Below are 19,847 nucleotides of genomic sequence, written 5' to 3' on the forward strand. Positions count from 1 at the left end.
GTTATGGCGGAGGGGAAACACCCGGTTACATTCCGAACCCGGAAGTTAAGCCCTCCAGCGCCGATGGTACTGCACCGGGGACGGTGTGGGAGAGTAGGACACCGCCGGACAATTTTTATGCGAAAGCCCCGACCATTTGTGGTCGGGGCTTTCGTTGTTTACAGACTGAGGCCCGGTTGTGACAGCCGGGCTTTTCGCTTTTCCGGGGCCGTTCAGAGCCCGGCCATTGCGGCCGGGCTTTCTGCGTTTGGGGGTCATTCGCGGCCCGGCTGTGGCGCTTAGGGTTAAACCGCAGGTCCGGCGCCGGCTCTTGCCCTTGAGGTGGTCTCAGTCAGACCTCGAAGAGGCGGTCTGTCGGGATGTCGAGGTTGTCGAGGAGATGGCCGGTGAAATAGATCGTGCCGAGGGCCAGGACTCGCCTGCCGGCAGCCTCGATAGAGCGTGCGTCGACCTTGTCGATGGTCGTGACGTCCCAGGTCGGCGGTAGTTCACGGGTGAATTTCAGGTGGGTGCCGGGGAGTCGGACGAAGGTGACGGCCTGGCCCGCCAGTTCGGCGATGGCTCCGCTCAGGTCCTTGTGGTCCGGGAGGCACAGCAGGACACGGTCGATGGTCGCCCACTCCGCCAGAGCGCGCCGCACGGACATCGCCACGCCGGCCCCGGTGATCGGAGAGTCGATGATGAGGCTTGTGCCGCCGATGTCGTGGTGGGAGAAGCGGGCCGGAAGACGTACCGACAAGAGGGTCTTTTCTTCAGGCTCGGCGCTGGTGAGCTGAGCGGCCGCAGATCGGCCGAGGAGGGCGTTCCTGGTCCAGGGTTCCGCCTGAGGCGTGATCTGGTGGAGCCGGCTGCCTGCCCGCGCGGACAGTTCGGCGCGGACCTCGGGAGACTGAGGGAGGGTCACCACCGACCTGGTCTCCTCGGTTATTACTCCCGCCTTCTCCCTGGCTATTTCGGCGACGGTGTTCCCGAGGATGCCGATGTGTTCGGCGAAGATCTCGGTGATGGCCACCACCTCCGCGGGGAAGAGGGACACCTCGTCTGAGGCGCCGCCCATGCCGGCTTCCAGGACGACGAAGTCCGCCCCGACGTCTTGGGCGTGGAGGATCCCCGCGATGGTGAAGAGGCCCGCTGGGGAGAGGTATCCGTTGGAATCAGGGAGAGCCGCCGAGGTCAGGCGGGTGCCCAGTGCGGCCAGGTCCTCATCGGAGATGGAGACGCCGTCGACGCGGATGCGGTCGCGGTTGTTCCGCAGGCCGGGGCTGGTGACGGTCAGGACGCGGGCTCCCGTTGAGGCCAGGTAGGCCGACGCGTAGGTCGCCGTCGTGCCCTTTCCCTTGCTGCCGACGACCGTCAGCACCGGCGCGGGGGGAACAGCGCCCACGGCCTCCGCCAGGTGACGTGCCCGGGTCAGGTCGCGGGTGGATCCCGGGCGGCGGGAAGTCCATTCCGCGAAGAATGCCTCGTCGGAGCTCATTCCCGACAGCTTATTGAACGCCACTAGGCTGGATGGGTGACGATCCACGCTGTTGAGGCCGCTATTCGTGCTCGCGGTGTCGAATGGGACATCGATCCGACGCTCGACCGGATGGCGGGGCTCGTCGATCTGCTGGGGAATCCCCAAGCGGCCTATCCGATCATCCACATCGCCGGCACCAACGGGAAGTCGAGCACGGCGCGGATGGTGGAGTCGCTGCTCAAGGAGCGGAACCTGCGGGTGGGGCGCTACACCTCGCCCGAGTTCGCCAACATGCGCGACCGGATCTCGCTCGACGGGGAGTCGATCTCCGAGGAACGGTTCGTCGAGGTCTACGAGGAGCTGGAGCCCTACTTCGCCATCATCGACGAGAAGTTCGGGCGGCTGAGCTTCTTCGAGGTGCTCACCGCGATGGCGTTCGCCGCCTTCGCCGACGCGCCGGTCGACGTCGCGGTCATCGAGACGGGCATGGGCGGCACCTGGGACGCGACGAACGTCGCCAACGGCGCGGTCGCCGTGATCACGCCGATCTCACTGGATCACACCGAGTATCTCGGGCACGACGTCGAGACGATCGCGGGGGAGAAGGCCGGCATCATCAAGCCCGGTTCGATCGTGGTCCTCGCGCAGCAGCAGCTTCCGGCCGCCGAGGCGATCATCCGGCGGGCCTCTGAGGTCGAGGCGCCGGTCGCGCGGGAGGGCATCGAGTTCGGGGTGCTCGGGCGCGAGCTGGCGATGGGCGGGCAGTTGCTTCATCTGCGTGGGCTGAACGCCACCTATGAAGAGGTGCTGCTGCCGCTCTACGGCGCGCATCAGGCCGGGAACGCCGCGACCGCGCTGGCCGCCGTCGAGGCGCTCTCCACCGCGGCCGAGCCGCTGGGTCAGGAGCTGATCCGGCAGGCGTTCGGCCAGGTGACCAGCCCTGGGCGGCTGGAGGTCGTGCGGCGCGGGCCCACCGTGCTCGTCGACGCCTCGCACAACCCCGGGGGCATGGAGGCGACCATCGACGCGGTCGGTGAGTCGTTCGGGTTCACCCGGTTGATCGCGGTGCTGGCCGTCATGGCCGACAAGGACGTCGAGACGATGCTGGAGCTCCTGGAGCCCGTCGTCGAAGAGGTCGTGGTCACCCGGAACTCCTCGCCGCGCTCGATGGAGGCCGAGGAGCTGGCCGAACACGCGCGTGAGGTGTTCGGGACCGACCGGGTGCACGTGTCCGACCGGCTCGACGGCGCGATCGACGTGGCCATCGGGCTGGCCGACCAGGGTGACGAGTATGGTTCCGGTGTGCTCATCACCGGTTCGGTGGTAACCGCAGGTGATGCCCGAATTCTGTTGAAGGCCGGTTCATGAACTTCGATGTGACCCCAGGAATGCGCCGGCTGGGCGCCTCGGTGCTCGGCATGGAGGCGATCGTCGTCGCGCTGATGACGCCGGTCGCGATCATGGTCGGCAAGGTCGATCCGCCGATCGCCGTCGGGATCGGCTGTGGGCTCGCCGTCCTGTGCGTCGTGGCCGCCGGGCTGCTCAGGAAGCCTTCCGGTTACGTCGTGGGCAGCGTCGTCCAGGTGCTCGCGATCGCCTCGGGGTTCATGGTGCCGACCATGTTCTTCCTCGGGATCATCTTCTCGGCACTCTGGGTCACCGCGATTATCGTTGCTCGCCGTGTCGAAGGCGCGACGAAGCGCTAAAGTCGGTCGCCATGGCCGTCCCCCCTTTTCAGCCAGCCGTGTCCCAGCGGGTCCGGGCGCTCGCGGTCGACGTCGTGCGTCTGGCCCGGCGGCCGATGGTCACCGACGCCGTCGTCGGGATGCTGATCGCTGTCGCGTTGCCGCTGGCCATCGTGTCGATTCCCAACACGATCTCGCAGGTGGCGGCGCTGCTGCCGCCGGGTGTCTCGCAAATCGACATGATGCGGGCCCATGGGCTGGCGCTCCCGGTGATGCTGCTGACCGTGCCGCTGGCGGCGGTCGCGGTGCGCCGATACAAGGCGGCACCCGTTTTGGTGCTGGGGCTGGCGATGCTGGCCACCGCCGATGCCGGTGGAGGCTATGCCGACGGGCCCGCGCTCGTCGGGGTGCTCCGGGTGATGCACGGCATCGGGGCCGGGCTGCTGATCCCGGCGACGCTCGTCGCGGCCGGGGAGCGCCGGGCCCGGCGCGGGCTGCTGGCGCTGTGGGCGGGCATGCTCGCGGTGTCGCTGGTCACCGCCCAGGCGCTGGCGCTGTGGCCGATCGACAACGTGCGGTCGTGGGCCGTCACGCTGCAGCCGTTCCCGTTGCTGACGGGGATCGCGCTCAGCCTGGCCGCCGTCTACCTCGTGCTCTGGCGGCTGGCCTGGGAGACCACGGCGGCGTCGACCGACCGGCTGCTGATCTCCTCGCCACCCGGTTCGGCGGAACGGTCCCGGCTGCTGATGGCGGCGGTTCCTTCGGCCGGCATCGCGGTGCTCGCGGTCGGCACCACCTATGACTGGCCGTCCGGGCTGGTCGTGGCGGTGGCCGGGCTCGCGCTCGTGGCGATGCTGGGGCTCGCGGTGTCGGCGGCCACGCCGGGGGCGCGCACTCTCGGCTTCACCTGTGTGGCGGTCGGGCTGGTCGTACTGCCGACGGCGGCCCAGGTGACCTATGTGGAGATGCCCTGGCTCGGTGGGCCTGGGCTGGAGGCGATGGCGTGGCCGCTCGCGGTCGCGGTGATCGGCGCCCTCGCGGCCGCTGTGGCCGCCGGTCGGGCCGACGATGAGAAGAGCGCCAAGCTCGTGGGGGCCGGGCTGGTCGTGCTGGTCGTGGGTCTGTGCGCGATCAGGTTGCTGGTGCCGACCGTCGACGGGCTGCTGCTCACGGTGCCGTTCACGCTGGTCGCCGCCGGTGCGGCGGTGGCGCTGGTGAGCGCGCTGCGGCTGGCCGGTCCGGTGGCTGCTCTGTTCGGGCTGAGCCTGCTCTTCCCGGCCATGCTGGCCGGATTCCTGCTCGGCACGGGCATCCAGGTCATGTGGCTCCGGTCGGCCGCGCCCTCCGGGATGGCTACCTACCAGGGGATGGTCGACGGGTTCGTCGACGCGCTGCACGTGTGGGCGCTGGTGGGCGGGTTCGGTGTGGTGCTCGTCCTCGGGCTGTCCGCGCTGTCGACCCGCCGGGGGAACCGGGTGGTCACGGCCGACGTCGGAGAAGCGCCCGTGGTCGCGACGCCGGAGAGCGACGAATCGACCGGTAAGCTCTCCTCGGATTCCCACGAAGCCTTCACAAAGGAGTGATCCCGTGTCCGAGCGCACGCTCGTCCTCATCAAGCCGGACGGTGTCCGCCGCGGCCTCGTCGGCGATGTCATCGCCCGCATCGAGCGCAAGGGTCTGACCCTCGCGGCCATGGAGCTGCGCCAGCTCGACGCCGACACCGCCAAGACCCACTACGCGGAGCACTCCGAGCGGCCGTTCTTCGGTGAGCTGGTCGACTTCATCACCTCCGCGCCGCTGGTCGCCCTGGTCGTCGAGGGCCCGCGCGCCGTCGAGGCCTTCCGCGCCCTGGCCGGGCTCACCGACCCGGTGAAGTCGGCTCCCGGCACCATCCGGGGTGACCACGCCCTGGAGATCGGCGAGAACGTCGTGCACGGCTCCGACTCGGCCGAGTCCGCCGCGCGGGAGATCAAGATCTTCTTCCCCGACCGTTTCTGAGCTCCGCTCCGAAAGCCCCGGCCACGCCGGGGCTTTCTGTGTTTTCGCCGCGGGAAAGGCCGTGACCAGCGGATTTATGTGCTGAGAGTGGGGTCGGTGTGCTCGGCGTTGGGTACGACCCGTTACGATTCGAGTGCGATGCGTTACTCCCGCTAACCACCTGAAGGAAGGCCTCCTTCCCTATGGGCCACTTTGCTTTCCTGGGCCGCGACATGGCGGTCGATCTCGGCACCGCCAACACCCTGGTCTACGTGCGGGGGCGCGGCATCGTGCTCAACGAGCCGTCCGTCGTGGCGATCAACACCTCGACCGGCCGCATTGTCGCGGTCGGTATCGAGGCGAAACGGATGATCGGGCGAACACCGGGCAACATCGTCGCGGTTCGACCGCTCAAAGACGGTGTGATCGCCGACTTCGACGTGACCGAGCGTATGCTCCGATATTTCATCCAGCGCGTGCACAAACGGCGTCATTTCGCCAAGCCACGCATCATCGTCGCGGTGCCGAGCGGCATCACCGGCGTCGAGCAGCGTGCCGTCAAGGAGGCCGGTTATCAGGCCGGCGCCCGGCGCGTCTACATCGTCGAAGAGCCCATGGCGGCGGCGATCGGGGCGGGCCTGCCCGTCCACGAGCCGACCGGCAACATGGTCGTCGACATCGGCGGCGGCACCACCGAGGTGGCGATCATCTCGATGGGCGGTATCGTCACCAGCCAGTCGATAAGGGTCGGCGGCGACGAGCTCGACCAGGCGATCATCACGTACGCCAAGAAGGAGCACTCGCTCATGCTGGGCGAGCGCACCGCCGAGGAAGTGAAGATCGCCATCGGCTCGGCGTGCGCGTCCGCCGAGGAGCCGCAGGCCGAGATTCGCGGCCGTGACCTGGTCAGCGGCCTGCCGAAGACCGTGGTCGTGTCGTCGATGGAGATCCGCGCGGCGATCGCCGAGCAGGTCAGCTCCATCGTCGACGCGGTGAAGTCGACCCTCGACAAGTGCCCGCCCGAACTGTCCGGCGACCTCATGGACCGCGGCCTCGCCCTGACCGGCGGCGGCGGCCTGCTCAAGGGCATGGACGCCCTGCTGCGCGAGGAAACCGGCATGCCCGTCCACCTGGTAGACAACGCGCTCGACTCGGTCGCGCTCGGCTCCGGCCGCTGCGTGGAGGACTTCGACGCCCTGCAGCAGGTGCTCGTGCCCGAGGCGAGGAACTGAAGAACATGAAAGACAGCCGCCGCTCCCGCCTGTTCCTCGGCCTGCTGCTGGCCGCGGCCCTGGTCCTGATCACGGTGGACCACCGGAGCGAGAACATGCCCGTGTTCGGGCCGATGCGCACGGTCGTCACCTCGGCGTTCGGCGCGGTCGAACGCGGGGTCTCCACGGTCACCGAGCCGATCGGCGGCTTCGTCGGCGCACTCGCCGGCGCGCAGGGCTCGCGGGAGCAGATCACCAACCTGAAGTCGCAGAACGCCAAGCTCGAGGGAGAACTGTCCTCGCAGCGGATCGACAAGCGTCGGTCGGCCGAACTGCAGGCCATGCTGGGCCTGTCGGGCCTGGGCGGTTACAAGATCGTCCCGGCCCAGGTCGTGGCGCGCCGCGCGTCTCCCGGTTTCGAAGACGCCGTGGAGATCGACGCCGGCACGTCCGACGGGGTGAAGCCCGACATGACCGTGCTCAACGGGCAGGGGCTCGTCGGCCGGGTGGTCAAGGCGACCGCGTCGACCGCGACCGTGGTGCTGCTGTGCGATCCCGCGTCCTCGGCCGGAGCCCGGCTCGAGGCCAGCGGTGAGCTCGGGGTCGTCAGCGGCCTCGGCGCCAACGGCGGTTCGGGCCGTCGGGTGATGTTCCGGCTGCTCGACGCGACCGCGCCGCTCGCGGCGGGGGCCCGGCTGGTGAGCTTCGGCTCCCAGCAGGGTGTGCCCTATGTCGCGGGCGTGCCGATCGGGACCGTCGAGAAGGTGGAGGCGACGCCGGGTGAGCTCACCCGCACCGCTTACGCCAAGCCGTTCGCCGACCTGAGCTCGGTCGACATCGTCGGGGTGGTGGTCGAGGGGCCGAAGCGCGATCCGCGCGACGCCCTGCTGCCGCCCGCGCCCAAGCCGGCCGCCAAGCCCAAACCCAAGCCCGCCGCCCCCGTCATGCCGGGGCAGCAGGCGCCGCCGCAGATCGCCCGGCCCGGAACCGGCGCCCCCGGGAACGTTCCGGGGAACACCGGTCCCGCGAACCAGGGCCCTGAGAACACGGCTCCGGAAGACGTGAACACGGCTCCCGGAGACACGGGTCCGCGGAACATCGACCGCCAGAACCGGGTCGAGTCTCCGCGTGACCCGCTCGCGCCCGTGCAGGGACGCGACGACGCCTCGACGCCACCGGACGACGAGGCGGCGTGATCTCGATGCCCCGGATCCTGCTCACCACGCTGCTCGTGCTCACCGCCCTCGTGCTGCAGGTGACCGTGGTCAACCGGCTGCCGGTGTCGGTGGTACCCGACTTCGTGCTGCTCGTGGTGATCGCGCTGGCCGCGATCCGTGGGCCGGTCGCCGGGGCGACCATCGGGTTCCTCTCCGGTCTGGGCGCCGATCTGCTGCCGCCCGCCGACCACGCGCTGGGCCAGCACGCGCTGGTGCTGTGCCTGGTCGGCTTCGCGGTCGGCAGATGGGCCGAACGATGGCCGCTGCTCACCGTCGCGGTCTGCGCGGCGGGAGCGCCGGCCTTCGCGCTGGCGGTGGGCGGGCTGCTGGGTGATCCGGGGGTCGACTTGCAGACGTTCGAGGTGGTGTGGCCGATGGCGGCGCTGGTCAACCTGCTGGCCGCGCCGATCGTGGTGTGGGCCGTGCTGAAGCTGTACGGGCCACGGGCCGAGAAGGCGACGGCTGCCGCCGTGCCGGGTTGGAGGCGGGCATGACGCGGATGCGTACACGGTTCGTGGTCCTCCACCTGACGGTGCTGGCGCTGCTCGTCGTCCTCGGCGTGCGCCTCTACCAGGTGCAGGTCGTGCGGGGTAAGGAGTTCGTGGCCGACGCGACCGAGACGCGCACGCGCGCGGTCGTGGTGCCGGCCGTGCGGGGGCAGATCCTCGACTCGACCGGGCGGCCGCTGGTGCGGAACCTGACCCGTCTCGTGGTGTCGGTCGACCGCACCCGCCTGGAGCGCATGCCGCGCGGCGGGCAGGAAGTTCTGGAAAAGCTGTCGGCCGTGCTCGCCATCCCGGTCGCCAAGCTACGGGAGCGCCTGCGGTCGTGCGGTCCCGGCGTGAGCCGTCCGTGCTGGACGGGCTCGCCCTACCAGCCGATTCCGGTCGACGACCGGGTCACCCAGCGTGAGGCGCTGACCATCCTGGAACGCCAGGAGGAGTTCCCCGGGGTGACCGCCGAGACGCAGGCCGTGCGCGACTACCCGGGCAAGGCCGACGCCTCCCAGGTGCTCGGCTACCTTCAGCCGGTCACCCAGCAGGAGCTGGAGAAGCGGCAGGGCCTGAAGGCCAGCTATTCGGGGGTCGACCTCGTGGGGCGCGACGGTCTGGAGGCCGTCTACGACCACGAACTGCGCGGCAGCCCGGGGTTGCGCCGGGTCCAGGTCGACCGCATGGGCAAGGCCATCGGCGTCGAGCAGCAGATTTCGCCGGTGGCCGGCGACACCCTGATCACCAGCATCGACGCGCGCGTCCAGGAGCTCGTCGAGAAGGCGCTGGCCGACGCGATGAAGAAGGCGCCCCAGGCCGACGGCGCCGCCGGGGTCGTGCTCGACGCGCGTGACAGCCGGGTCATCGCGATGGGCAGCGTGCCCACCTACGACCCGGGAGTCTGGACGGGCGGCATCTCCGAGGCCGAATATCAGCGGCTGCTGTCGGAGAAGGCGGGCAAGCCGCTGGTCTCCCGGGCGATCAAGGGCACCTTCGCGCCCGGTTCGACGTTCAAGGTCAGCTCGGTCTCGGCGATGGTCGCCGACGGCTATCCGATCAACGGCACCTACGACTGCCCCGGCTCCTACATGGTCGGCGCCCGGCCGTTCAACAACTTCCGCGGCATCGGCCTGGGCCCGATGAACCTGCACACCGCGCTGGTGAAGTCGTGCGACACGATCTTCTATCGGGCGGCGTACGAGATGTGGCAGCGCGACGGAGGCATGCAGCCCAAGTCGACCGCCAAGGACCCGATGGCCGCGATGGCCCGCGCCTACGGCTTCGGCAAGCTCACCGGCGTCGACCTGGTCGGCGAGTCGCCGGGCCGGATCCCCGACCGCTTCTGGAAGAAGGAGCTGTGGGCGGCCACCCGTAAGACGAACTGCACCCGGTCCAAGACCGGCTACCCCGAGGTCAAGGACGCGGCCCGCGCCGCCTTCCTCAAGCAGCTCGCCTACGAGAACTGCCTGGAGGGGTTCCAGTGGCGTCCCGGTGACGCCGCCAACTTCTCGATCGGCCAGGGCGACGTGCTGGTCACCCCGCTGCAACTGGCCAACGCCTACGCCGCGCTGGTCAGCGACGGGAAGGTGCGCAGCCCGCGCATCGGCTGGGCGCTGACGCGTCCCGACGGCAGCTCCCACAAGGTCATCGAGGCGCCCGTGATCGGCAAGCTGCCGATCGACAAGAAGACGCGTGACTACATCCGCGGCGCGCTGAGCGAGGTCGCCTCCGACGGTACGGCCGCGGGCGCCTTCGGCGGCTTCCCGATGGACGTCGTCCGCATCGGCGGCAAGACCGGTACGGCCGAGGTCTACGGCAAACAGGACACCTCCTGGTTCGCCTCGTTCGCGCCCACCAAGAACCCGAGGTTCGTGGTCGTCGTCATGGTCTCCCAGGGCGGCATGGGCGGTTCGGCCGCCGCCCCGGCGGTGCGTCAGATCTACGAGGGCATCTTCGGCCTGACCGGGAAGCCGCCCGCGCTGCCCGCCGGGCACCCGGCCGAGCGCCTGCCGGTCATCGGCCCTGATGGGACGGTGAAGCGCTGATGTCCGCCGCGATCCGCTGGGCGTTCGCCCCTGACCGGACGGTGCGCCCATGATGTCCGCGCCCATCACCCGCATCCGCAAGCGGTCGCTGGCCAGCCGCGCCATCGGCACCGACGCCGCCGTCTGGCGGATGGACGGCATCCTGTTCGTCGCCGTGGCCGCCCTGTGCACGATCGGGACCCTGCTGGTCTGGAGCTCCACCCGCACCTGGACCGCGATCGAGCCGACGGGACTGCTCAAGAAACACCTGCTCAACCTGTGTGTCGGGGCGATCCTGTGCGGCCTGATCTCGATGGTCGACCACCGGCGGCTGCGGGCCTACGCGCCGGTCGCCTACATGATGGCGCTGCTCGCGCTGGCGCTGGTGATCACGCCGGTCGGCTCGACCGTCAACGGCTCCCACTCGTGGATCATGCTCGGCGGCGGCTTCGCGATGCAGCCCTCCGAGCTGGCCAAACCGGCGCTGATCCTGCTGCTGGCGATGCTGCTGTCGGAGCCCGCCGAGGGCACCGACCGGCCCCGGCCGCTCGACGTCGTGCTGGCGCTGCTGGCGGCCGGGCTGACGATGGGGCTGGTCATGCTGCAGCCCGACCTCGGCACCACGATGGTGCTGACGGTGATCACCGCGAGCCTGCTGATCTTCTCGGGCATCCGCAAGAGGTGGATCGCGGCGGTGGTGCTGGTCGCCGTGACGGTGGCGGGGCTCGTGTGGTTCCTGGGGCTGCTGCAGCCCTACCAGGTGGCCCGGTTCACCGCGTTCATGAACCCGGCCAGCGACCCGCGCGGCGTCGGCTACAACGCGACCCAGGCGCTGATCGCGATCGGCTCCGGCGAGATCTACGGCAAGGGCCTGTTCGAGGGCGGCCAGACCACCGGCCGGTTCGTGCCCGAACAGCACACCGACTTCATCTTCACCGTCGCGGGCGAGGAGTTCGGCTTCCTCGGGGCTCTCACGGTGGTCGTGCTGCTCGGCGTGGTGCTGGTCCGGGGCATCGCGATCGCCCGGCAGAGCGACGACCGGTTCGGCGCCCTGGTCGCCGCGGCGGTCGTCTGCTGGTTCGCGTTCCAGACGTTCATCAACGTGGGGATGACGATCGGCATCATGCCGATCACGGGATTGCCGCTCCCGTTCGTCTCCTACGGCGGTACCGCCACGTTCGCCAACATGATCGGCGTGGGCCTTCTGCAGGCCATCCACAGCGGTCGGCGTACCTGAGAGCGATCCGCATGAAGGTGCGGCGGGCTCTCACTGGTGGCGCTACTTGTCGGCGAACATTCTGGGAACGAACCTTGAATAGGCGGTGACTCCGCAGACGGAGGAAGCGTGACCCCCGATGACGAGGCGCGTGAGCGACTACGCGCATTGGACCTGCTTCGCAAGGCCTTTCCCGACTACCGGATCGTGTACGGCAACGGCCGGTGGGCCGCCGCGGCCGCCGGCAGCCCACCGATGGTGTGGTTCGCCGACACGCCGGGCAGCCTCTGCGGGCAGTTGTTCATGGCTCAGGTCCGGAGCGGCGGTGACGTCGGCCCTTTCCTGGCGAGCCGTGAGAGCGGCTCGCAGGCTGCGCGGTGACCGTTTCGTGACCATCGCGACGCTAGCGTGGAATTGTCCCCACCTGGAGAGAGCATGACGTACTCCGCCCGCGGCGCCGACCGTTCCGCGATCCAGTTCGCTTCGGCGATACGCGATCGCACCCTCGCGGCTCTGGGCGAGCCCCCTTCGACGGCGATCATCCATCAGATCGCCGAGGAGATCCACGCGGGTTCCCCGCAGACCTCCCGGCTGAAGTGCATGCGCCTGGCCAACGGCTGGACCGTCGAAGAGGCGATCGAGCGGTTCCACGACATGTGCGACCGGGCCGGCATCAAGCGGCGCGGCCTGTCCGAACGTTCCTGGCGGGAATGGGAGGCCGGGGCGCGGCCCGACCGCGAGTACACCGACCTGCTGTGCCGCCTGTTCGCGACCGGTCCGGTGCAGCTCGGCTTCGCCCGTGACTACACGCCGGAGGAGGCCCGCCGGGCGCACACCGCGGCCGGGGCCGCCGACCCGGTGGAAGACGCCGCGCGTGAGGCCAGCGAGCACGCCGAGGAGGTCGAGAACAGCGAACTCGGCGCCGGCGCGCTGGAGCGGTTACGCACCCAGGTGGTCTGGGTGGGCAGGCGATACGTGTGGGAGTCACCTCTCCCGCTGTTCGTCGAGATGCGGGTGTTGCAGGAGCAGACCCGCAAGGCCCTCGACCGGCGCATCCACCCCACGCAGGCGCAGGACCTCTACTTCCTCACCGGCGCCCTGTGCGGCCTGATGGCCAACGCCAGCATGGACATGGGCCGCCGGCTGCCCGCCGACACCCTCGCCCGCGCGGCGTGGACGTACGGACGCATCGCGGGGCACCGGTCCCTGATGGGCTGGTCGCGCGGGATGCAGGCCTCGGTGGCCTTGTGGGACCGGCGTTACGAAGACAGTTTCCGGTACGCCGGAGACGCGCTCACCCACCTCAACGAGGGGTCGGGAGGGGCCAGGCTCTTCATGCTCCGGGCCCGGTCGGCCGCGATGCTGGGCCGGACCGCCGACGCGCGGGATGCGCTGCTGCGGGCCGAGGAGGCGCGCGCCCAGGGCCACCGTGACGAGCTGCACGACGAGATCGCCGGGGAGTTCGCGTTCCGTCCCGCCAAACAGCACTACTACGCGGCCGTCACCCACCTTCACCTGGGCGACGCCCCCCGGGCGATCCAGGAGGCGGGGGAGTCGATCGCGCTCTACTCGATCGACGAGCGGGAGAACCGCTCCTACGGCTGTGAGGCCATGGCCCGCGCCCACCTGGCGATCGCCTATGTCATGCAGGACGACCAGGAGGGCGCCGAGCAGGCCGTGGCGCCCTTGCTCGAACTGCCCCCCGACCGCCGGATCGAGAGTCTCGGCGCCACCCTCGCGGCCAGCCGGTCGCTGGTGTCCGACCGGATGGCACGGCAGATCGAGGGGTTCTGCTCCGTCGGCCTCACCCACACCCTGGCCGTATCCGACCAGCGGAGGCTCACCTCGTGACCATCCCCCTCGTCGCCGGGATCCCGGCGGCCCTCATCGAGGCCTGCCGTGAGGCCGGCCTCGACTCCACCGGAGCCCGGCTCCTGCGCAGCTTCGCCAGCGTCGTCTACCACCTGCCGGAAGAGGGTCTGGTGGTACGCCTGGCGACCGCCACCACCCCCGGCAAGTACGACCGCCTGGTGACCTCGATCAAGGTCACCCGGTGGCTGGCCGCGCAGGGTTTCCCTGCTACCCGGCCCGCCGAATGCCGCCAGCCCATCGCGATCGACGGCTACCTGGTGACCTTCTGGCACTACGAGGAGCAAGACGGCCCGGCCCCCGGCCCCGTCCCCCTCGGCCTGCTGCTCCGGCGGCTGCACGCGCTGCCGCCGGTGCCGTTCGACCTGCCGACCTACGACCCGTTCGGGACCATCAGGCGGGCCATCGCGGACGCCCGCGCGATCCGTCCCGAAGAGCGCGAGTGGCTGACCGAACGGTGCTCGGCGCTTTCCGACGCCTACTACGAGCGGCTGGAGTTCTCCCTGCCGTACGGACTGGTTCACGGTGACGCGCACCGGGGAAACCTGCTCCGTGCACCCGGGGGCTACCTGCTGTGCGATTGGGATTCGGTGAGCGCCGGGCCACGAGAGATCGACCTGGCGCCGACGATGGTCGGGGTCAGGTTCGGTCTGACCGAGGCGCAGCGCGACGGATTCGTCGAGGCCTACGGCTATGACATCCGCAATTGGGCCGGTTATCCGGTGCTCCGGGACACCCGGGAACTCCAGACCCTGACGGCCCTGCTCAGGAACGCCCACCGCGATCCTGACGCCCTCGGTGTGCTGCGGTTCAGGCTGGCCTCGCTCCGGGCGGGCGACGACCGTACCTGGCGCGCCTTCTAGCTCCTATACGCTGGGTCACATGTCTGTCGAGTCGCTGTTTCCCCGTCTGGAAGCCCTGCTGCCCAAGGTGCAGAAGCCGATCCAGTACGTCGGAGGTGAGCTCAACTCCACAGTCAAGGAGTGGGACGACGCCACGGTCCGCTGGGCGCTGATGTATCCCGACGCCTACGAGGTCGGTCTGCCCAACCAGGGCGTCCAGATCCTCTACGAGATCCTCAACGAGCTGCCCGACACCCTGGCCGAGCGGACCTACGCGGTCTGGCCCGACCTGGAGGCGCTGATGCGGGCCGAGGGCGTCCCGCAGTTCACCGTCGACGCCCACCGTCCGGTGCGCGCGTTCGACGTGCTGGGCGTCTCGTTCTCGACGGAGCTCGGTTACACCAACCTGCTGACCGCGCTCGATCTGGCGGGCATCCCGTTCCAGTCGGCCGACCGGGGCGACGACGACCCGATCGTGCTGGCCGGCGGCCACTCGGCGTTCAACCCCGAGCCGGTCGCGGAGTTCATCGACGCCGCCGTGCTCGGCGACGGCGAGCAGATCGCCATCGCGATCTCCGAGGTGATCCGCGAGTGGAAGGCCGAGGGCGAGCCCGGCGGGCGTGACGGCGTGCTGCTGCGCCTGGCCGAGACCGGCGGGGTCTACGTGCCCCGGTTCTACGACGTCGAATATCTGCCCGACGGGCGGATCAAGCGGGTCGTGCCCAACCGTTCCGGGGTTCCCTCGCGGGTGTTCAAGCACACCGTGATGGATCTCGACGAGTGGCCCTACCCGAAGAAGCCGCTGGTCCCGCTGGCCGAGACCGTCCACGAGCGGTTCAGCGTGGAGATCTTCCGCGGCTGCACCCGCGGCTGCCGGTTCTGCCAGGCGGGCATGATCACCCGTCCGGTGCGCGAGCGGTCGATCACCACGATCGGCGCGATGGTCGACAACGGCGTCAAGGAGTCCGGCTACACCGAGGTCGGCCTGCTGTCGCTGTCGAGCGCCGACCACTCGGAGATCGGCGCGATCGCCAAGGGCCTGGCCGACCGCTACGAGGGCACCAACGTGTCGCTCTCGCTGCCGTCGACCCGGGTCGACGCGTTCAACATCGATCTCGCCAGTGAGTTCTCGCGCAACGGCCGCAGGTCCGGGCTCACCTTCGCCCCCGAAGGCGGCTCGGAGCGGATGCGCAAGGTCATCAACAAGATGGTCAGCGAGGAAGACCTGATCCGCACCGTCACCACGGCCTACAGCCAGGGGTGGCGGCAGGTGAAGCTCTACTTCATGTGCGGTCTGCCGACCGAAGAGGACATCGACGTCCTCGGCATCGCCGACCTGGCCAAGAAGGTCATCAAGGCCGGCCGTGAGGTCACCGGGTCGCGGGACGTCCGCTGCACGGTGTCGATCGGCGGGTTCGTGCCCAAGCCGCACACCCCGTTCCAGTGGGCCGGCCAGGCCGACCACGAGACCGTCGACCGGCGGCTCATGGCCCTGCGGAACAACCTGCGCAACGACAAGCAATATGGCAAGTCGATCGGCTTCCGCTACCACGACGGCAAACCCTCGATCGTGGAGGGCCTGCTGTCCCGGGGCGACCGCCGGGTCGGCAAGATCATCCAGGCGGTCTGGGAAGACGGCGGCCGTTTCGACGGCTGGAGCGAGCATTTCTCCTACGACCGGTGGATGGCCTGCGCCGACAAGGCGTTCGACGGGGAACCGGTCGACGTCGGCTGGTACACCGTCCGGGAGCGCGAGGAGCACGAGGTGCTCCCGTGGGATCACCTCGACGCCGGCCTCGACCGCGAGTGGCTCTGGCAGGACTGGCAGGACGCCGTCAACGACGTCGAGGTCGAAGACTGCCGCTGGACGCCCTGCTACGACTGCGGCGTCTGCCCGACCATGAACACGGAGATCCAGATCGGCCCCACGGGCCGGAAACTGCTCCCGCTCACGGTCGTATCCTGAGGAGATGCCCCGGGGAGCGTTTTCCCCGAGGTGAAACGTACGAGACTGGAAGGAACACGGACCGCTGAAAAACGCTCCTGATGGACCCCCGCCCGCTCCGGTGGTGCAGCGCCTGCGTGTGCGCTACGCCAAACGGGGGCGGCTGCGCTTCACGAGTCACCGCGACATCTCGCGAGCCGTCGAACGGGCGGTCCGGCGAGCTGATATCCCGGTGGCCTTCAGCGCTGGGTTCAGCCCCCACCCGAGGATCTCCTACGCGGGTGCCGCCCCCACCGGGGTGGCCAGCGAGGCCGAATATCTCGAGATCGCGGTGACCCGCATCTGCGACCCGCAGGCGTTCCGCGTCGCTCTCGACACCTCGCTGCCGCCCGGCCTCGACGTCGTCGACGTGGTCGAGGCGCGCGTCGGCGGCCTGGCCGACCGGCTGGAGTGCTCGCTGTGGGAGGTGCGCCTGCCGGGAGCCGATCCCGGTGTGGCCGAGGGAGCGGTCAAGGAGTTCATGGCCGCGGCGGAGGTCGCGGTCGAACGCCTGACCAAAAAGGGGATGCGGAAATTCGACGCACGGGGAGCCGTGGAGTCGCTGTCCGCTGACCAGGACGATCACGTGGAGGGAGGGCCGAATCAGTCGTGTGTCATACTTCGCATGGTTGTTCGGCACGAAACTCCGGCCGTCCGACCCGACGACGTGCTCATGGGTCTGCGTCTCGTGGCCGACTTCGCGCCGCCGTCACCGCCTTCGGTGACCAGGCTGGCGCAGGGGCCACTCGACGCGTTGACCGGTGAGCCCGCCGACCCGCTCGAAGCCGACCGGGTTGGTGGAGACCACTAGGACTTGCCGCCATGGCCCCGGAAGGTGGCCGGGCGGACCGCGAGAGACGAGAAGAGCCCCCGCGCGGCGCGGAAACGCGCCCGGGGGCTGACGGGAGAGCGCCCGCATGCTCGACAACGAGCCCATTGTCGGCGATACGACAACCGCAGATACGACGAGTTCGGTGACAACGGCGAAGCCGGTCCGCAGACGGTCGGCCAGCCGACCGGCGGGACCGCCGCCGGAACCCGACGAGATCCCCCCTGCCCCTGCCATCCAGGCGGCCGTGGCGGAAGCCCTCGGCACGGCCGCTCCGGCCGCTGTCGCCCATTCGGGCGCCAACGGTTCGGCCGCACCGGCGGTCCAGGCGCAGAGCACGGCCGATTCGGCCGTGGAAGCCGCCGAGCCCGCGGAGAAGCCCAAGCGCACCCGGCGCCGCACCCGCTCCGCCGAGCCCGAGGCCCCGGCCGAGACGCTGGCCGAGGCCGTGGCTGAGACCCCGGCCGAGATCCCCGCTGACGTGCCCGCCCCCGAGGCCGAGGCCGCCGAGAGCACCCCCACGCGCCGCCGCGCCACGAGGACCCGCGCCGCCACCAAGAAGGCGGTCACGCCGGAACCCGTCGTTCCGGACGTCGCTGAGAGCGATGTGGCTCAGGACCAGGGCGCGGCCGACGCCGAGACGGCCAAGCCCGTCCGGCGGAGTCGTACAAGAAAGAAGATCGAGGAGACGCCGGAGGCGGCCTCCGACGAGGACGAGAAGCCGACGAGACGGCGCCGCACCCGCAAGAGGGACGAAGAGGTTCCCGCGGAACGATCCAGCGCGCTCAACGCCGCCGAGGCCGAGGTCGCCGCCGCGATGCTGATCTCGCTGCCCACCGAGGAGCCGCTCGACGACGAGCCGGCCGGTGAGGATCTGGAAGACATCGAGGACGGCGGCAAGCCGTCGCGGCTGGCCGACCCGTTCGGGTTCCACGCCGCCGAGCGGCCGCAGTACACCTTCCAGCGGCCCGCCGCCATATTCCAGCCGTTGTTCCAGGCGCCCGACGCCGCCGCGGCGGTTCCCGCCCGGCCGCAGCCCGCGCCGCAGCCGGAACCCCAGCCTGAGCCCGAGCCCGAGACGGTCGTCGCCGAGGAGTCCGAAGAAGACTCCGACGACGACGGCGACGAGGAGTCCGGTGAGGGGTCCCGCCGTCGCCGGCGCCGCCGTGGCGGCCGTGGGCGCGGTCGTGGCCGCGAGGAGAACGGCGAGGACCAGGACGCCGAAGAGGAGCCCCAGGCTGCCGCTGAGGAGCCCGAAGAGGACTCCGACGGCGACGACGAGAACGGTGAGGGCGGTTCGCGCCGCCGTCGCCGTCGCCGCCGTCGTGGTGGCGAGGACGAGGCGGTCGTCGCCGACGACCCGCCCAACACCGTTGTGCGCATCCGGGCGCCGCGCGCCGGGCGCACCACCACCTCGTCGGTCGACGAGGTGCAGGGTTTCCGCGGGTCCACGCGGCTGGAGGCCAAGAAGCAGCGCCGTCGCGAGGGGCGCGAGCTGGGTCGCCGGCGTCCGCCGATCATCACCGAGTCGGAGTTCCTGGCCCGCCGCGAGTCGGTCGAGCGCATGATGGTCGTGCGCCGCCACGGCGGCCGCACCCAGATCGCGGTGCTCGAAGACGACGTGCTGGTCGAGCACTACGTCGACCGCGAGGCCAGCCAGTCCTACGTCGGCAACGTCTACCTCGGCAAGGTCCAGAACGTGCTGCCCTCGATGGAGGCGGCGTTCGTGGACATCGGCAAGGGCCGCAACGCCGTGCTCTACGCCGGTGAGGTCAACTTCGACACCGCCGGGCTCGAGGGCCAGCCGCGCCGCATCGAGGCCGCGCTGAAGTCGGGCCAGTCGGTGCTGGTGCAGGTCACCAAGGACCCCATGGGTCACAAGGGCGCCCGGCTCACCTCCCAGATCAGCCTTCCCGGCCGTTACCTGGTCTACGTGCCCGACGGCTCGATGACCGGCATCTCGCGCAAGCTCCCCGACAAGGAGCGCACCCGGCTCAAGCAGATCCTGCGCAAGGTCATGCCCGAGAACGCGGGCGTGATCGTGCGCACCGCCGCCGAGGGCGCCTCGGAGGAGGAGCTGGCCCGCGACGTCTCGCGGCTGTCGGCGCAGTGGGAGAGCATCCAGCGCAAGGCCAAGTCGGCCAGCCCGCCGGAGCTGCTGTCGGCCGAGCCCGACATGACGGTCCGTGTGGTCCGCGACGTCTTCAACGAAGACTTCGCCAACCTGGTCGTCTCGGGTGACGAGGTCGCCCGGACGGTCGAGGAGTACGTCGACTACGTCGCCCCGCACCTCGGCGACCGCGTCGCCAAGTGGGACGAGGACGTCGACGTCTTCGCCGCCTACCGGGTCGACGAGCAGATCGCCAAGGCGATGGAACGCAAGGTCTGGCTGCCCTCGGGCGGTTCGCTGGTGATCGACCGGACCGAGGCGATGACTGTCGTCGACGTCAACACCGGTAAGTTCACCGGCCAGGGTGGCAACCTGGAGGAGACGGTCACCAGGAACAACCTGGAGGCCGCCGAGGAGATCGTGCGTCAGCTCCGGCTGCGCGACGTCGGCGGCATCATCGTGATCGACTTCATCGACATGGTGCTGGAGAGCAATCGCGATCTGGTGCTGCGCCGGCTGCTCGAGTGCCTGGCGCGTGACCGCACCAAGCACCAGGTGGCCGAGGTCACCTCGCTGGGTCTCGTCCAGATGACCCGTAAGCGAGTGGGCCAGGGGCTGCTGGAGGCGTTCTCGACGCCGTGTGACTGCTGCCACGGGCGCGGGGTGATCGTCTCGACCGAACCGGTCGAGGGGAAGCCCGAGCCGCGCGGCACGCAGGGCAAGATGGCCATCGAGAAGGCTGTGGCCGACAAGCTGGAGAAGACCGAGACCGGCGGTAACGCGGTCGCGGCCCACGACTCCCGCGACTCGGTGACCGACACCGTCGACGACCAGCCCCGTTCGCGGCGCCGGTCACGAAGGTCCAGGTCAGCGGATTAATTCATTACCGGCGGGCCGCTCGGTTCGACCTCGGTGCCGTAACCCGGTACCCTA

16 protein-coding genes and 1 rRNA gene are annotated in these 19,847 nt (G+C 69.9%); 16 read left to right on the forward strand and 1 reads right to left on the reverse strand.

Annotated elements, in window-relative coordinates:
* Positions 1-110, forward strand: a 5S ribosomal RNA gene (rrf, locus tag AW272_RS38950); the annotation flags it as partial.
* A gap of 221 nt (positions 111-331) precedes the next feature.
* Here the strand turns inward: rrf and AW272_RS38955 are convergent.
* Entirely contained in the window at positions 332-1,477 is a 1,146-nt protein-coding gene (locus AW272_RS38955; protein ID WP_066376014.1) for a Mur ligase family protein, read from the reverse strand.
* Between the two features lie 36 nt (positions 1,478-1,513).
* On the opposite strand from AW272_RS38955, the gene AW272_RS38960 reads away from it, so the two are divergent.
* From AW272_RS38960 to AW272_RS39030, 15 genes are all read left to right on the forward strand, one after another.
* Entirely contained in the window at positions 1,514-2,827 is a 1,314-nt protein-coding gene (locus AW272_RS38960; RefSeq protein WP_066376016.1) for a bifunctional folylpolyglutamate synthase/dihydrofolate synthase, read from the forward strand.
* Positions 2,824-3,165 carry a DUF4233 domain-containing protein gene (locus AW272_RS38965; RefSeq protein WP_218011219.1) on the forward strand — a complete coding sequence of 114 codons (342 nt, stop codon included), beginning with the start codon at positions 2,824-2,826 and terminating at the stop codon, positions 3,163-3,165. The genes AW272_RS38960 and AW272_RS38965 overlap by 4 nt, the downstream gene beginning before the upstream one ends.
* Before the next feature lie 38 nt (positions 3,166-3,203).
* Positions 3,204-4,727, forward strand: coding sequence for a hypothetical protein (locus AW272_RS38970; protein WP_066376023.1), 1,524 nt, complete (start codon positions 3,204-3,206; stop codon positions 4,725-4,727).
* Positions 4,728-4,731: 4 nt separating this feature from the next.
* The gene (gene ndk / locus AW272_RS38975; RefSeq protein ID WP_066376026.1) at positions 4,732-5,142 is read left to right on the forward strand and encodes a nucleoside-diphosphate kinase; all 411 of its coding nucleotides are present in this window, start codon (positions 4,732-4,734) and stop codon (positions 5,140-5,142) included.
* A 182-nt stretch (positions 5,143-5,324) separates the two neighbouring features.
* Positions 5,325-6,353, forward strand: coding sequence for a rod shape-determining protein (locus AW272_RS38980; protein WP_066376028.1), 1,029 nt, complete (start codon positions 5,325-5,327; stop codon positions 6,351-6,353).
* Between the two features lie 5 nt (positions 6,354-6,358).
* Complete coding sequence (mreC, locus tag AW272_RS38985) at positions 6,359-7,528, forward strand: rod shape-determining protein MreC (RefSeq protein WP_066376030.1); 1,170 nt, start codon at positions 6,359-6,361, stop codon at positions 7,526-7,528.
* Positions 7,529-7,533: 5 nt separating this feature from the next.
* Complete coding sequence (gene mreD, locus AW272_RS38990; protein ID WP_066376201.1) at positions 7,534-8,043, forward strand: rod shape-determining protein MreD; 510 nt, start codon at positions 7,534-7,536, stop codon at positions 8,041-8,043.
* Positions 8,040-10,085, forward strand: a complete 2,046-nt coding sequence (gene mrdA / locus AW272_RS38995; RefSeq protein WP_066376203.1) for a penicillin-binding protein 2 — start codon at positions 8,040-8,042, stop codon at positions 10,083-10,085. Before mreD ends, mrdA begins: the two co-directional genes overlap by 4 nt.
* A gap of 52 nt (positions 10,086-10,137) precedes the next feature.
* The gene (gene rodA, locus AW272_RS39000; protein WP_066376205.1) at positions 10,138-11,301 is read left to right on the forward strand and encodes a rod shape-determining protein RodA; all 1,164 of its coding nucleotides are present in this window, start codon (positions 10,138-10,140) and stop codon (positions 11,299-11,301) included.
* A gap of 108 nt (positions 11,302-11,409) precedes the next feature.
* Complete coding sequence (locus tag AW272_RS39005; protein ID WP_157519297.1) at positions 11,410-11,661, forward strand: hypothetical protein; 252 nt, start codon at positions 11,410-11,412, stop codon at positions 11,659-11,661.
* Between the two features lie 54 nt (positions 11,662-11,715).
* On the forward strand, positions 11,716-13,131 hold the full coding sequence (locus AW272_RS39010; protein WP_066376036.1) for an NsdA family TPR-like regulatory protein: 1,416 nt from the start codon (positions 11,716-11,718) through the stop codon (positions 13,129-13,131).
* The gene (locus tag AW272_RS39015; RefSeq protein ID WP_169807725.1) at positions 13,128-14,012 is read left to right on the forward strand and encodes a phosphotransferase family protein; all 885 of its coding nucleotides are present in this window, start codon (positions 13,128-13,130) and stop codon (positions 14,010-14,012) included. Before AW272_RS39010 ends, AW272_RS39015 begins: the two co-directional genes overlap by 4 nt.
* 19 nt (positions 14,013-14,031) lie before the next feature.
* A complete protein-coding gene (locus AW272_RS39020) occupies positions 14,032-15,957 on the forward strand; it encodes a TIGR03960 family B12-binding radical SAM protein (protein WP_066376038.1) in 1,926 nt (641 codons plus the stop codon).
* A gap of 103 nt (positions 15,958-16,060) precedes the next feature.
* Positions 16,061-16,786, forward strand: coding sequence for a TIGR03936 family radical SAM-associated protein (locus AW272_RS39025; RefSeq protein WP_066376211.1), 726 nt, complete (start codon positions 16,061-16,063; stop codon positions 16,784-16,786).
* A 163-nt stretch (positions 16,787-16,949) separates the two neighbouring features.
* The gene (locus tag AW272_RS39030) at positions 16,950-19,793 is read left to right on the forward strand and encodes an Rne/Rng family ribonuclease (RefSeq protein WP_439649183.1); all 2,844 of its coding nucleotides are present in this window, start codon (positions 16,950-16,952) and stop codon (positions 19,791-19,793) included.
* The last annotated feature ends 54 nt before the right edge of the window (positions 19,794-19,847 follow it).

Origin of the sequence: Herbidospora mongoliensis (genome assembly GCF_001570545.1) — a bacterium.
GTDB lineage: Bacteria > Actinomycetota > Actinomycetes > Streptosporangiales > Streptosporangiaceae > Herbidospora > Herbidospora mongoliensis.